The organism is Nocardia sp. NPDC056064 (assembly GCF_042266925.1).
Taxonomy (GTDB): Bacteria; Actinomycetota; Actinomycetes; order Mycobacteriales; family Mycobacteriaceae; genus Nocardia.
The window spans coordinates 807,835-821,715 of the sequence record NZ_JBHJWO010000001.1 but is presented as its reverse complement, the minus strand read 5'-3'; the positions used below and the strand labels follow the sequence as shown (position 1 = coordinate 821,715).

16 protein-coding genes and 1 riboswitch are annotated in these 13,881 nt (G+C 69.9%); of the genes, 11 read left to right on the top strand and 5 right to left on the bottom strand.

Going from position 1 to position 13,881, the window contains the following annotated elements:
• Positions 1-15: 15 nt before the first annotated feature.
• Complete coding sequence (locus tag ACFC06_RS03710; protein ID WP_375927519.1) at positions 16-564, top strand: TetR/AcrR family transcriptional regulator; 549 nt, start codon at positions 16-18, stop codon at positions 562-564.
• Between the two features lies 1 nt (position 565).
• On the opposite strand, the gene ACFC06_RS03705 is transcribed toward ACFC06_RS03710, so the two are convergent.
• Both ACFC06_RS03705 and ACFC06_RS03700 read right to left on the bottom strand, forming a co-directional pair.
• Positions 566-2,419, bottom strand: a complete 1,854-nt coding sequence (locus ACFC06_RS03705) for a Na+/H+ antiporter (RefSeq protein WP_375927517.1) — start codon at positions 2,417-2,419, stop codon at positions 566-568.
• A 59-nt stretch (positions 2,420-2,478) separates the two neighbouring features.
• Positions 2,479-3,234, bottom strand: coding sequence for a histidine phosphatase family protein (locus tag ACFC06_RS03700; RefSeq protein ID WP_375927515.1), 756 nt, complete (start codon positions 3,232-3,234; stop codon positions 2,479-2,481).
• A gap of 116 nt (positions 3,235-3,350) precedes the next feature.
• Between ACFC06_RS03700 and ACFC06_RS03695 the strand changes: the two genes are divergently transcribed.
• From ACFC06_RS03695 to ACFC06_RS03670, 6 genes are all read left to right on the top strand, one after another.
• On the top strand, positions 3,351-4,058 hold the full coding sequence (locus ACFC06_RS03695; protein ID WP_375927513.1) for a DsbA family oxidoreductase: 708 nt from the start codon (positions 3,351-3,353) through the stop codon (positions 4,056-4,058).
• Between the two features lie 92 nt (positions 4,059-4,150).
• Positions 4,151-5,191 carry an NAD(P)-dependent alcohol dehydrogenase gene (locus ACFC06_RS03690; protein WP_375927511.1) on the top strand — a complete coding sequence of 347 codons (1,041 nt, stop codon included), beginning with the start codon at positions 4,151-4,153 and terminating at the stop codon, positions 5,189-5,191.
• A 61-nt stretch (positions 5,192-5,252) separates the two neighbouring features.
• A complete protein-coding gene (locus ACFC06_RS03685; protein WP_375927509.1) occupies positions 5,253-6,035 on the top strand; it encodes a DUF1460 domain-containing protein in 783 nt (260 codons plus the stop codon).
• Positions 6,036-6,102: 67 nt separating this feature from the next.
• Positions 6,103-6,534 (top strand): helix-turn-helix transcriptional regulator, encoded by a 432-nt coding sequence (locus ACFC06_RS03680; protein WP_375935181.1) that lies wholly within the window; start codon positions 6,103-6,105, stop codon positions 6,532-6,534.
• A gap of 10 nt (positions 6,535-6,544) precedes the next feature.
• A complete protein-coding gene (locus tag ACFC06_RS03675; RefSeq protein ID WP_375927507.1) occupies positions 6,545-6,955 on the top strand; it encodes a VOC family protein in 411 nt (136 codons plus the stop codon).
• A gap of 55 nt (positions 6,956-7,010) precedes the next feature.
• Positions 7,011-9,398, top strand: a complete 2,388-nt coding sequence (locus ACFC06_RS03670; RefSeq protein WP_375927506.1) for an ATP-binding cassette domain-containing protein — start codon at positions 7,011-7,013, stop codon at positions 9,396-9,398.
• A 45-nt stretch (positions 9,399-9,443) separates the two neighbouring features.
• On the opposite strand, the gene ACFC06_RS03665 is transcribed toward ACFC06_RS03670, so the two are convergent.
• Complete coding sequence (locus ACFC06_RS03665) at positions 9,444-10,223, bottom strand: NAD(P)H-dependent oxidoreductase (protein WP_375927504.1); 780 nt, start codon at positions 10,221-10,223, stop codon at positions 9,444-9,446.
• Positions 10,224-10,346: 123 nt separating this feature from the next.
• Between ACFC06_RS03665 and ACFC06_RS03660 the strand changes: the two genes are divergently transcribed.
• A complete protein-coding gene (locus ACFC06_RS03660) occupies positions 10,347-11,186 on the top strand; it encodes a helix-turn-helix transcriptional regulator (protein WP_375927502.1) in 840 nt (279 codons plus the stop codon).
• On the opposite strand, the gene ACFC06_RS03655 is transcribed toward ACFC06_RS03660, so the two are convergent.
• Positions 11,164-11,832: a class I SAM-dependent methyltransferase gene (locus ACFC06_RS03655; RefSeq protein WP_375927500.1), complete on the bottom strand. Its 669-nt coding sequence runs from the start codon at positions 11,830-11,832 to the stop codon at positions 11,164-11,166. The two genes, ACFC06_RS03660 and ACFC06_RS03655, sit on opposite strands and share 23 nt — an antisense overlap.
• A 33-nt stretch (positions 11,833-11,865) precedes the next feature.
• Positions 11,866-11,948, top strand: a riboswitch (Fluoride riboswitch).
• Between the two features lie 18 nt (positions 11,949-11,966).
• Here ACFC06_RS03655 and ACFC06_RS03650 point away from each other — a divergent pair.
• From ACFC06_RS03650 to ACFC06_RS03640, 3 genes are read left to right on the top strand one after another with little or no spacing between them, the layout of a single operon-like run.
• The gene (locus tag ACFC06_RS03650; RefSeq protein WP_375927499.1) at positions 11,967-12,401 is read left to right on the top strand and encodes a fluoride efflux transporter FluC; all 435 of its coding nucleotides are present in this window, start codon (positions 11,967-11,969) and stop codon (positions 12,399-12,401) included.
• Positions 12,398-12,763: a fluoride efflux transporter CrcB gene (gene crcB, locus ACFC06_RS03645; RefSeq protein WP_375927497.1), complete on the top strand. Its 366-nt coding sequence runs from the start codon at positions 12,398-12,400 to the stop codon at positions 12,761-12,763. The genes ACFC06_RS03650 and crcB overlap by 4 nt, the downstream gene beginning before the upstream one ends.
• Positions 12,764-12,773: 10 nt before the next feature.
• Positions 12,774-13,253 (top strand): universal stress protein, encoded by a 480-nt coding sequence (locus tag ACFC06_RS03640; protein WP_375927495.1) that lies wholly within the window; start codon positions 12,774-12,776, stop codon positions 13,251-13,253.
• A gap of 3 nt (positions 13,254-13,256) precedes the next feature.
• Here the strand turns inward: ACFC06_RS03640 and ACFC06_RS03635 are convergent, their stop codons facing one another.
• Positions 13,257-13,880 carry a TetR/AcrR family transcriptional regulator gene (locus tag ACFC06_RS03635; protein ID WP_375927493.1) on the bottom strand — a complete coding sequence of 208 codons (624 nt, stop codon included), beginning with the start codon at positions 13,878-13,880 and terminating at the stop codon, positions 13,257-13,259.
• Position 13,881 lies beyond the last annotated feature (1 nt).

Genomic DNA, 13,881 nt, shown 5'->3' with positions numbered 1-13,881 from the left:
CAGAACGGCATCGCGATGTCCCGAGTGGTCACCAAGGAGCAGTACTTCGACACCGCTGTGGCGGTGCTCGCCGAGTTCGGCTTCAAAGGACTCAACATCGGTGTGCTGTGCCGTCGCCTCGGGGTCACCAGCGGCTCGTTCTACCACCACTTCGGTTCCTGGCAGGGCTTCGTCGACACCCTGCTCGAACACTGGGAGAACCGGCAGATGATCGAGCTACGCACCCTCGACGTCGGGCAGGGCGACCCGGACGCCGACGTGCGCGCCATGTCGGCACTGGCGGGCGGGCTCGAACACGGCGCCGAGGCCGCGCTGCGCGCCTGGGCGGCCAACGACGAATCGGTGCACGTCACCGTCAAACGCGTCGACGAATCCCGGCGCCGCGCCGTGTTCCGGGTCATCGACGGCGTGGTCGGCGACGAGGCCACCTCCACGGTGGTCACCGAGGTGGGCATGGCGATGCTCATCGGGTACCAGCAGCTCGCCGCCACCGGCGAACCCACCGCCCTCGACGATCTGCTCGCCGAGTACGCCCGCCTGATCTACTCGCACCGCACAGCCTGATTCAGCCCAGCAGTTCGTCGACGTAGCACCAGCGCCACACCTCACCGGGTTCGACGCTGCGCATCACCGGATGCCCGGTCGAACGATGGTGCGCGGCGGCGTGATTGCCCGGCGAGGACTCGCAGCAGCCGATGGTGCCGCACGCCGTGCACAACCGCAGATGCACCCAGCTCAGCCCCGCGGCGACACAGTCCGCGCACACCAGCTCGCCCTCGGGTTCGCGCAGCAGCGGTGCCTGTTCCAGGTGCGCGCAGCCGGCCGGTCCGGCACTGCCCAGCGGTTCGGGGCGTTGTTCGTCGTCGGCCTCGTCGAACCGGTCGATCATGGATTCCTCGAGGTCGAGCCGGGCCAGCACGTGCTGGAGGATGTCGTAGTCGACGCTGCCCGCGTCACGCACCCGCAGCACCGTGTCGCGTTCGGCGGCGAGCATGGCCAGGCGCAGCCGCCGGTATTCGGCCGTGGGCGTGGCCATTTCGGCCTCGGGACGGCCCAGCCGTTCCCAGGCGGCGTTGGTGCGCCAGATCAGGCGCTGACGCAGCGATTCGACGACCTGGACCGGGGTGTCGGGACCGATCCGGCGGTCGAGTTCGGCCAGCCCCGCGGTGGCGGCCTGTTGCAGCAGTTCGGCTTTCACCAGCGCGTCCTCGGCGCGGGTCGGACCACGCAGCTTCAGCAGCCGCACCAGCCACGGCAGCGAGGTGCCCTGCACCAGCAGGGTGCCGCCGACCACCACCAGCGCCAGCAGTTTCAGCACCGGCAGCTGCGGGGTGGAGGCGGGCAGCAACAGCACCGCCGCCAAGGTCACCACACCGCGCATGCCCGCCCACGAGACGACCGCGGCGTGGCTCAACGGCTCGGTGGCGCGTCCGAACAGCCGCGCCACCAGCACCGGCGTGCACACCCACACCGGGCGCGCCAGCATCACCGCGGCCAGCACCGCCAGCGCGGTGAGCACCAGCAGCTGCCGGTCCAGGCCGCTGTGCCAGGCGTCCTCGACGATCCAGCGCACCTGCAAACCGATGACCAGGAACACCGCGCTCTCCAGAATGAACTGCACGGTGCGCCAATTGGTGGTCTCGGCGACCCGGGAGGCCGCGCCCTGCCAGCGTTGCGCGCCGTGGCCCAGGATCATCCCGCACACCACCACCGCGATCACGCCGGAGGCGTGGAAGTGCTCGGCGGGCAGGTAGGCCACGAACGGGGCCAGCAGCGAGACCGAGGTGTCGAGCACCGGATCGCTGATGCGCCGGCGCACCACCACCAGCAGTGCCGCGACCGCCGCGCCGACCACGGCGCCACCGACCGCGGCCAGCAGGAAGTCCCCGCCGATCTGCCACACCGTCACCACTCCGGCCATCGCGGCGATGGCGCTGCGCAGCGACACCAGCGCGGTCGCGTCGTTGAACAGCGACTCGTCCTCGAGCACCGTGACGATGCTGCGCGGCATACCCGTACGGCGCGCGATCGCGGTGGCCGCCACCGCGTCCGGCGGCGCCACCACCGCGCCCAGGGCAACGGCCGCGGCGAAGGGCACCGGCAGCAGCAGCCACACCACCAACGCCACCGCGAAGGTGCTGAACAGCACCAGCCCCACCGACAGGGAGGCGATGGTGCGCAGGTTGTCCTTGAAGTCGACCAGGGAAGTGCGCAGCGCGGCGGTGTAGAGCAGCGGCGGCAACAGCCCCAGCAGCACCACCTCCGGTTCCAGATGCACCTGCGGCACCATCGGCACATAGGACGCGGCGACCCCGGCCAGGGTGAGCACCAGCGGTTCGGAGACCCCGAAGCGGCGGGCCAGCGCCGCCAGCGCGGTCGCCGAACCGATCAGAACCACCAACCCGATCGCGATATCCACCCGCGCATTCTCGCACCCGACGACCATTCGGTCCGGGCACGTCACCTACCGCCGTGGGGTCAGCCGGTTTGTGCGGTGTCGGTGAGGTGGTCGACCGAGCCCCAGACCCGCAGGGCGAGGCGGGGGCCTTCGCGGCGCCATTGCGAGACCGAGGCGTTGGGGACTGGTTCCAGCGAGTCCGGGACGGGGGCGCCCAGGCCGTCGAGGATGTAGCGCAGGGAGAGCACGACCGCGTCGTGGGACACCACGAGCACCTGGTCTCCGGCGGCGACGGTGTCGAGTTCGTCGAGGAAGCTGCGGACCCGTAGTGCCACGTCGGCCAGTGATTCCCCGCCCGGCGGCCGGTAGACCCAGTTGCCGACCAGTTCGCGCCGCGCCGCCTCCTCGGGGGAGCGGCGCCGGATGGCCCGGTAGGGGTGTAGTTCGAAGATGCCCATCTCGCGGTCGCGCAGCCGTTCGTCGACCAGGGTGCGGACCGGGCGCAGGTGCCGGTTACGGGTGACGGCGGCCTCGGCCATGAGTGCCCAGGTGAGCCGGGTGCGCAGGTAGGGGGAGCAGGCCACCAGGGTCGGGCGCTGGGCCGAGGACAGTCCGGCCAGCCAGTCGCCGAGGCGGCGGGCTTGCCATTCGCCGTAGCCGGTCAGTTCGACGGCGGCGTCGGTGCCGCGCATGGGCCGGGATTCGGTGGCCGGGTCGGCGAACCAGGCGTTGGCCTGGCTCTGGGCGTGGCGCACCGCCCACAGTCCGGCCAGTGCGCGCGGCGCGGTCAGGCCCTCGGGCAGTGGTGTCCACCCGCGGCGGTGTTCGACGGTCATCGGTGGTCCTCGCTGGGAATACCGGCGTCGTCGCCGATGTTGCACCCACTATTTGAACGTATGTCCAGTTATGTTGCGGCGGACCCCGCCGACCGACATGCCGTCAGGAGGCTCGCTTGACCACCAGAGTAGAGATCTGGACCGACATCAACTGCCCGTTCTGTTACCTGGGCAAAGCCCGCTTCGACCAGGCGCTGGCCGCCTTCGAACACCGTGACGACGTCGAGGTCGTACACCGCTCCTTCGAACTCGACCCCACCCTGCCCGCCGACGAGTCCGGCCCGGTCATCCCACACATCGCCGCCAAATACGGCATCAGCGTCGAACAGGCCGCCGCCAACGAACGCGGCATCGGCGCCCAGGCCGCCGAACTCAGCCTGCCCTACCGCACCAGCGGCCGCGACTACGGCAACAGCTTCGACATGCACCGCCTGCTGCACTACGCCCTCGACCAGGACCGCCAGGGCGCACTGGTCGACGCCCTCTACGCCGCCAACTTCGCCGAGCAGGCACCGGTCTTCGCCGACACCGAACGCCTCGTCGCCGTCGCCGTGGGGGCCGGGCTCGACGAGACCGCCGTACGCGCGGTGCTCGCCGACCCCGACGCCTACGCCGAGGCGGTCCGCCGCGACGAACGCCAGGCCGCCCAGCTCGGCGCCACCGGCGTCCCGTTCTTCGTGCTGGACAACAAGTACGCCGTCTCCGGCGCCCAGCCCACCGAGGTGTTCACCCAGGCACTGACCACCGCCTGGAACGACCGCCCGGCGCCGGTCGTCGCGGCCGCCGACGACGCCACCTGCGGACCCGACGGCTGCGCGATCTGACCGGTCCCGCACGTTGACGCGCCCACACCCCGCTGCCAGGATCGATGGGGTTCGGTCTGTCCCGAGAGTCACCGTCGACGTGAGGGCCCACCATGAAGGCAGTCCAGTATCGAACCCCCGGCAGCGCACCGGAAGTCGTCACCGTTCCCGACCCGGAACCCGGCCCCGGTGAGATCCTGATCCAGGTCGCCGCCGCAGGCGTCTGCCACTCCGATATCGCCGTGATGAGCATGCCCGGCGACCAGCTGCCCTTCCCGCTGCCGTTGACCCTGGGCCACGAAGGCGCGGGCCGGGTCGCGGCACTGGGTGCCGGGGTCACCGGGGTCGAGGTGGGGGAGATGATGGCTGTCTACGGGCCGTGGGGATGCGGGCTGTGCCGCCAGTGCGCGCACGGTCAGGAGAACTACTGCCTGCGCGCCGCCGAACTCGGCATCTTCCCACCCGGACTCGGCGCGCCCGGCGCGATGGCCGAGTACATGATCGTCGACGACATCCGCCATCTCGTGCCGTTGCGCGGGCTGGACCCGGTGCAGAACGTCTCACTAACCGACGCGGGCCTGACCCCCTATCACGCGATCAGCCTGTCGCTGCCCAAACTGGTGCCCGGTTCGACCACGGTCGTCATCGGCGCGGGCGGTCTCGGTCACGTCGCCATCCAGCTGCTGCGCGCGCTCACCGCCACCCGGATCATCGCGCTGGACCTCTCCGAGGAACGCCTGGAGCTGGCCCGCCGCGTCGGCGCCCACGAGACCGTGCTCTCCGACGAGCAGGCCCCCGACCGCATCAAATCCCTCACCGGCGGGGAAGGCGCCCAGGTGATCCTCGATTTCGTCGGCGCCCCACCCACGACCGCCATCGCGGCCGCGGCGGCCGGGGTCGACTCCGACATCACCGTCGTCGGGCTCGGTGGCGGCACCGTCGCCGTCGGATTCGGCTCGCTGCCCTACCAGACCACCGTCACCTCGCCCTACTGGGGCAGCCGCCGCGAACTGATCGAAGTGCTCGAACTGGCCCATCACGGCGCGGTCGACGTGCACGTGGAAACCTTCGGCATCGACGAAGCGCCGCTGGCCTACGAACGCCTGCACGCCGGGACGATCACCGGGCGCGCGGTCATCGTGCCCACCAGCTGATCGCGCGTCCGATACGGTGGAGCACGCTCGCACCGATCGACCGCTGCCTGCTGGAGGCGTCTTGCGCATCATCGTCCGGATCCTGGCCGTGCTGGCCGTCCTGCTCGGCGCCGCCGCACCGGCTTTCGCCGCGCCCACGGTCGACGACACCACCGGCCGCAAGATCGACGAACTGCTCGCCGTACGCGCCGAAGCGGGCACCCTGTCCCGCCCGGACCTGCTGGCCAGGCTCTCCGAGCGGCTGCTGGGCACCCCCTACGGCGCGAACATGCTGATCGGATCGGCCACCGAGCCCGAACAACTCGTCATCGACCTGCGCCGCGTGGACTGCTTCACCTTCCTCGACTATGTCGAGGCCGCGTCCCGCTCGGCCGACCGCGACCAGTTCGCCACCAACCTGGTGGCCACCCGCTACGTCGACAGCCGCGTCGAATTCGCCCAGCGCAAACACTTCTTCACCGACTGGGCCACCACCCGCCCCCTGGCCACCGACATCACCGCGAGCCTGAGCCCCGCCGCGGTCACGGTCACCAAACACCTCAACGCCAAAGCCGACGGCACCACCTACCTGCCCGGCCTGCCCGTCACCGACCGCGCCGTCACCCACATCCCCGCCGGCGCCGTCGACCCGGACGTGGTGACGGGCCTGCGCACCGGCGACTTCCTCGGCGCCTACACCCCCGAGGCCGGCCTCGATGTCACCCACGTCGGCCTCGTCGTGCACACCGCGAACGGCCCCGTGTTCCGCAACGCCTCGTCCCTGGCGGAATACCAGGTCGTCGACACCCCGCTCATCGACTACGTCCGCAGCGTCCCGGGCATCGTGGTCCTGCGCCCCGTGTGAACATCCACCGCACTCCCCGTGCCGGGCGAACCGGGCCGGGCGTGAGACGATCGTGCAGGTGACCAGCATGCCCGAGCGTGCCCCGCACCTGCGCGAACTCGCTCTGCTGCGTCGTGTGCGTGACCGGATCGACCGCGAATACGCCCGGCCGCTCGACGTGGAGGCGCTCGCTCGCGGCGTGCACATGTCCGCCGGGCATCTGAGCCGCCGTTTCCGTGCCGCCTACGGTGAATCGCCGTACTCGTATCTGATGACCCGCCGTATCGAGCGCGCGATGGCGCTGCTGCGGCGCGGCGATCTGAGTGTCACCGAGGTGTGTTTCGAGGTCGGTTCGTCGTCGCTGGGCACCTTCAGCACCCGGTTCACCGAACTCGTCGGCGTGCCGCCCAGTGTCTACAAACAGCAGGCCGCCGCCACCGAGGGCATGCCATCGTGCGTGGTCAAGAAGGTGACCAGACCGATCAGGAATCGAGAAGCACCCGCATCGACCGATCACTAGCGTGGTCGACATGACCATCACCATCCACCAGAGCTACCTGCCCCACGACGACGCCGACGCCGCCCTGGCCTTCTATCGCGACAAGCTCGGCTTCGAGGTCCGCAACGATGTCGGCTACAACGGCCTGCGCTGGATCACCGTCGGCCCCGCAGGCCAGCCCGACACCTCGATCGTGCTGACCCCACCCGCCGCCGACCCCGGCATCACCGACGACGAACGCCGCGTCATCGCCGAGATGATGGCCAAAGGCACCTACGCCGGGGTCAACCTCGCCACCGACGACCTCGACGGCCTGTTCGAGAAACTGCAGGCAGGCGACATCGACGTCGTGCAGGAACCCACCGACCAGCCCTACGGCATCCGCGACTGCGCCTTCCGCGATCCCGCGGGCAACCTGATCCGTATTCAGCAGCTCGGATAGGTCAGACCCTGTCGATACGATCGAGCGGCGACGCCGACCATCCCGAGGGAGACCCATGAGCACGGCCAGGAAATCCGGCACCACCGCCACCGTGGAGCCCGCCGACAGCCACGACCTGATCCGGGTGCACGGCGCCCGCGTGAACAATCTGCGCGACATCAGCGTCGAGATCCCCAAGCGCAGGCTCACCGTGTTCACCGGCGTGTCCGGGTCGGGCAAGAGCTCGCTGGTCTTCGGCACCATCGCCGCGGAATCGCAGCGGCTGATCAACGAGACCTACAGCGCGTTCGTGCAGGGTTTCATGCCGAGTCAGGCCCGCCCCGATGTCGATGTCCTCGACGGGCTCACCACCGCCATCCTCGTCGACCAGTCCCGCCTGGGTGCCGACCCGCGCTCCACGGTCGGCACCGTCACCGACGCCAACGCCATGCTGCGCATCCTGTTCAGCCGCCTCGGTGACCCGCACATCGGCTCGTCGCAGGCGTTCTCGTTCAATGTGGCCTCCATCAGCGGCTCCGGCGCGGTCGCGGTGGAGAAACACGGCGTCACCGTGAAGGAGCGGCGCAGCTTCTCGGTCACCGGTGGCATGTGTCCCACCTGTGAGGGCAAGGGCACCGTCAACGACATCGACCTCACCCAGCTCTACGACGAGAACAAGTCCCTCGACGAGGGCCCGTTCACCATCCCCGGCTACAGCATGGACGGCTGGATGGGCCGGATCTACAAGGGCAGCGGCTTCTTCGACCCGGCGAAACCGATCAAGAAGTACACCAAAAAACAGCTCGCCGACCTGCTCTACAAGGAACCGACCAAGATCAAGGTCGACGGCATCAACCTCACCTACGAGGGCCTGATCCCCAAGATCCGCAAATCCATGCTGTCCAAGGACGTCGAAGCCCTGCAGCCGCATGTGCGGGCCTTCGTCGAACGCGCGGTCACCTTCGGCACCTGCCCCGACTGCGACGGCACCCGGCTCAGCGCCGAGGCCCGCTCGTCCAAGATCGACGGGATCAGCATCGCCGACGCGTGCGCCATGCAGATCACCGACCTGGCCGAATGGGTCAAGGGCGTCGAGGACCCGTCGGTGGCGCCGCTGCTGGAATCGTTGCGCCAGACCCTGGACTCGTTCGTCGAGATCGGCCTGGGCTACCTGTCGCTGTCGCGGCCCTCGGGCACCCTGTCCGGCGGTGAAGCCCAGCGCGTCAAGATGATCCGGCACCTGGGGTCCTCACTCACCGATGTCACCTACGTCTTCGACGAACCCACCGCGGGCCTGCACCCGCACGACATCCAGCGCATGAACGAGCTGCTGCTGCGGCTGCGCGACAAGGGCAACACGGTGCTGGTGGTCGAGCACAAACCCGAGACCATCGCCATCGCCGACCACATCGTCGACATCGGTCCCGCCGCGGGCTCCAAGGGCGGCACCATCTGCTTCGAGGGCACCGTCGACGGGCTGCGCGCCAGCGGCACCGTCACCGGCCGCCACTTCGACGACCGGGCCGCGGTCAAGGACAGTGTGCGCACACCCGACGGCGCGTTGAAGATCCGTGGCGCCGTCGCCAACAACCTGCGCGAGGTCGACGTCGACATCCCGCTCGGGGTGCTCGTCGCGGTCACCGGTGTCGCCGGTTCGGGCAAGAGCTCGCTGGTGCACGGTTCCATCCCGCTCGACGAGGGTGTCATCTCCATCGACCAGGCCCCCATCAAGGGATCGCGGCGCAGCAACCCGGCCACCTACACCGGCCTGCTCGACCACATCCGCAAGGCCTTCGCCAAGGCCACCGGCGCCAAACCGGCCCTGTTCAGCGCCAATTCCGAAGGCGCGTGCCCGAACTGCAACGGCGCGGGCGTCGTCTACACCGACCTGGCCATGATGGCCGGAGTCTCCACGGTGTGTGAAGTGTGTGAGGGCAAGCGGTTCCAGGCCGAGGTACTCGAACTGAGATTCGCGGGCAAGAACATCAGCGAAGTCCTCGCCATGCCCGTCGACGAGGCCCGCGAATACTTCGGCGAGGGCGAGGCCCGCACCCCGGCCGCGCACAAGATCCTCACCCACCTCACCGAGGTCGGGCTGGGCTATCTGACGATCGGCCAGCCGCTGACCACCCTGTCCGGCGGTGAACGTCAGCGCCTGAAGCTGGCCACCCACATGTCCGACAAGGGCGGCACCTACATCCTCGACGAACCCACCACCGGCCTGCACCTGGCCGATGTCGAACAACTGCTGGGCCTGCTGGACCGGCTCGTCGACGCGGGCAAGTCCGTGATCGTCGTCGAACACCACCAGGCCGTGATGGCCCACGCCGACTGGATCATCGACCTGGGTCCCGGCGCGGGCCACGACGGCGGCAGCATCGTCTTCGAGGGCACCCCCGCCGAGCTGGTCGCCGCCCGCTCCACCCTCACCGGCCAGCACCTGGCCGACTACGTCGGCGCCTGAACACGCTGGTGTCCTCCGCCTGCCGGGGGAGGACACCAGCCTCGCTCACCCGCGCACGTGCAGCCCGAAACCGGTGCGGCCCACCGGCTCGAGGCCCGCTTTGAGCCGCAGTGACGGGATCTCGTAGTCGCCGAAGTTCTGCCGCCGGAACGCGATCGGCTCGGTGGAGTCCACGGTGCGCAGCCGCTCGCGCCACGCCGCGAGAACCTCGGCGTGACGGGAGTCGGTCATCCGGTCGGCGCCGTAGGTGACGAACGGCGGCAGCGACTCGATACCCGGGTAGTAGAGGATGCCGTGCTGGATCGGGAACAGCAGATCCTCGATCGGGCCGTTGATCCCGCGCGGCCCGTAATGCTCTGCCGGGCCGCCGACCGTCACCGACAGCAGCGCCTTGCGGCCCGCCAGCGTGCCCTCCCCGTAGCGTTCGCCGTAGCGGGTGTCGCTGTGTTCGCCGACGCCGTAGGCGAAATGCGCGGTGAACACCCGGTCCACCCAGCCCTTGAGGATCGCGGGCATCGTGTACCACCACAGCGGGAACTGGAACACGACCAGCTCGGCCCACCGCAGCTTGTCCTGCTCGGCCCGCACATCCTCGGTCAGGGTGCCCGCGTCGAACGCCCGGCCCGAATCCGACACCACCCGCAGCGGATTCGACGCGTCCGGCCCGAAGTCACCGGCGTCGACCACCGCTTTCCAGTTCATCGCGTACAGGTCGCTGACGCGCACCTCGTGCCCGGCCGCGGTCAGGGCTGAGACCGCCGTGGCGGTGAGCGAACCGTTCAGCGAGGCCGGTTCGGGGTGGGCGTGCACGATCAACGTCTTCATCACAACTCCTTCGGATCAGGTGCCCTCGATCCTCGACGCCGCGCCACCGGTTGTTCAGGGACCACACTTCCTGGGAACAGCAGGACCACCCTCCCCGGCGCGTTCGTGGCCATACTGGACGACATGGACGATCTCGCCGGCTTTCTGCGCACCCGGCGCTCCCGCGTCGACCCGGCCACCACCGGCATCCCCGTCGATGCCCGCCGCCGCGTCAGCGGGTTGCGCCGCGAAGAAGTGGCCCACCTGTCGGGGGTCAGTGTCGACTACTACGTGCGCCTCGAGCAGGGCCGCGCCACCCAGCCCTCCGACCAGGTCCTCGACGCGCTGGCCCGGGTCCTCGAACTCGACGACACCGAACGCGACCACCTGCACCGACTGGCCCGCCAACCCCGCCGACCCACGAAGACCCCCACCGCGCGACTGCGTCCCGAACTGCTGCGCGTACTCGACCTGGTCGTCGACGCGCCCGCCCTGATCATGAACCACCGCCTCGACGTGCTCGCCGCCAACCGTCCCGCCCGCCTGCTCTACGGCAGGCCCATTCCCGGCCTCAACACCGCGCGTCACCTGTTCCTCGAGGAATCCGACCGCGGCCTCTACGCCGACTGGGAGACCTGCACCCTCGACGCCGTCGGACACCTGCGCCTGGCGGCGGGCAAATACCCCGACGACCCACGCCTGGCCTCGCTCATCGGCGAACTCGCCATGGGCAGCGACCGATTCCGCCGACTGTGGGCCCGCGCCGACGTCAGCGCCCGCACCCATGGCCGCAAGAACTACCGTCACCCGCTGGTCGGGCTGCTCGAACTCCACCAGGAGAACTTCGCCTTCCCCGACGACTCGGGCCTGGAACTGATCGTGCTCTCGGCGGCCCCGGACACCGCGGCCGCCGACGGACTGCGCCTGCTGACCGGCCTGGACACCGGCGACGAGGCACCCGTCAGGAGCGACGTTCGGCCATGACCACCACGCCCGGCCCGACGTGTTCGTCGGCGGGCAACCGCAGCTCGGCCACCGGGTGCAAACCCGCCTGCTCGATCAGCTCCACGAGCTGCTCGGGCTGCCAACGGTGGGTCGTCCATCGCACGGGCACACCACCATAGGCTTCGATGCGCGCCACATCGCCGTCGCCGACATGCGTGGCGGTGATGAACTGGCCACCCGGGCGCAACGCCCGGGTGAAGGAGGCGAGCACCTGGGGCAGTACCTCCCGGGGCAGGTTGAACAGCGACCACCAGCCGAGCACCCCGCCCAGCGATTGCGCCTCCAGCTCCAGCTCGGTGGCCGAGGCGACGTCGAAACGGCACTGCGGATACAGGCGGCGTGCGTGGGCGATCATGCCGGGGGACAGGTCGACCCCGGAGACATCGAGTCCGCGTTCGGCGAGATAGCCGGTCACCGTGCCCGGCCCGCACCCCACATCGAGCACCGGCCCGCGCGTGCCGACCGTGTCGGCGAAAGCGTCGATGGACGCCTTGAGCCACGGATGACAGCGGATATCGCCGATCCCGGTCGAGATCACCATCTCCACATAGTTGTCGGAAACCCGGTCGTAGGACTCACGGACCAGGTCGAGATCGGCAGGGCGGTCGATCGGTTGCGCGCGCATCAGAACACGATAGAGCCGGGGCCGTGCGCTATGCTCGGATGCGGCGATGGATCTCCGCCGAGACATCCCCAGATGTCTGAACCGCCTCACCCGAGGCTGATGGCTCCTTTTTCCATGATGGAAGGAGTCTGTCCGTGGCCCGTCCCGCCGCCCCCCTGCACACCCGCCTCTCGGCCATCGCGGCCGTGGCCCTCGGCGGGCTCGTCGGCACCCCGATCCGCTACCAGCTCGGTGTCTGGTTCCCGCACACCGCCGGAACCTGGCCGATGACCACCTTCGTCATCAACGTCACCGGGGCATTCGCGCTCGGACTACTGCTCGAGGCTTTGACCCGGCTGGGCCCCGACACCGGAATCCGGCAGCGCTTGCGGTTGTGCCTGGGCACCGGGGTGCTCGGTTCCTTCACCACCTACAGCACCCTCGCCGTCGAGACGACGCTGCTCGTGCGCGACGACCGGCCCACGATCGCCCTCGGCTACGGCCTGGCCAGTGTGTTCGCCGGGATACTCGCCACCATCGTCGGGATCGCCGCCGCCGCGATCGTGCGCCCGGAGGTCGATGCCCGATGACGCTGCTGTGGGTCACCCTCGCGGGCAGCGCGGGCGCGGTGTGCCGGTTCGTCCTCGACGGCGCCATCCGGGCGCGGCGCGCCACCGAATTCCCGTGGGCGACAGTGATCGTCAACGTCTCCGGGTCGCTGCTGCTCGGGTTCCTGACCGGGCTGGTCCTGTTCCAGCAGGCACCCGCCAGCCTCACCCTCATCGCCGGAACCGGATTCTGTGGCGGCTACACCACATTCAGCACCGCCAGCGTCGAAACCGTCCGGCTGCTGCAACGCGGCCGCTACCGGGCGGCCACCGCCAACGCCCTGGGCACCCTGGTCACGACCGTCTGCGCCGCCGTGCTCGGGCTGCTGCTGGCGCGACTGTAGAGGAGGACACGTGCACACCGACCCGATCCGCGTCGACGGCCCCCGCACCGCGACACCGCCGGCCACCCACCTGCTCGTCGGCGTCGACCGGCACCCGGCCGGTCAGGCCGCACTCGCCTACGCCATCGACCTGGGCCGCCGCCTCGACGCGCACGTCCACGTCGTCCACGCGATCGACATCGACGACCTGCCGATAGACCCCGACGGTCCCGATTTCGAGGACCGCGTGCAGGCCACCGTCACGGCCGAACGCGACCGGGCCTGCGCCCGGCTGGCCGCCCTGCCCGGCAACTGGACCTTTCACAGCGCGCCGGGCGATCCCACCCAGCTGCTGCTCTCGATCGCCGACACCGCCGAGGTGGAGATGATCGTCCTGGGCGCGCCCCGCCACGGCGTGATGTCGCTGCTGGAACGCCTGATGGGCGAGTCGGTCGCGGCGCGCGTGATCCATCACGCCCACCGGCCCGTCACTCTCGTCCCGGCCCCGTGACCGTCACGGGCGGGGCAGCAGGCCCGAGGTGAGGTGGGTGACGAGATCGTCGAGGAGCTGGGCGGAGTCGTAGTCGGTGGTGTAGCCCGAACCGATGAAGGTGGCCAGGCCCTGCAGGGCGGCCAGCGCGGTGATGCCGAGACGGTTCGGGTCGCCCGCGACGATCTCCCCGGCGGCCTGGCCTTCGGCGATGAGGGTGACGGGGATGGCGAAGGCGCGGTCGGCGGCCTGCTGGATCTCGGGGGAGGTGTGTCTGCGCGCGAACATCAGGGGCAGCAGTTCGGGATTGTCGACGGCGAAACGCAGATATGCGTGGGCGAGGGTGCGCAGGCGGGTCGTGATCGGGCCGTCGGTGGCGGCCTGCTCGAAACAGGCGGCCAGACGGTGCAATCCGGTGACGGCGAGCGCGTCGAGCAGGGCCTGCTTGTCGCGGAAGTGACGGCTCGGCGCCGCATGGCTGACGCCGGTGTCGCGGGCGAGCTGCCGTAGCGACAGGCCGTCCACGCCGGCCTCGCGCAGGGTCGACTCGGCGCGCTCGAGCAGCGCGGCGCGGAGGTCTCCGTGGTGGTACGGGGTGTGCAGGGCCATGGTGAGAGCAGGATATCCGACCACCCCATATGTAGTCATT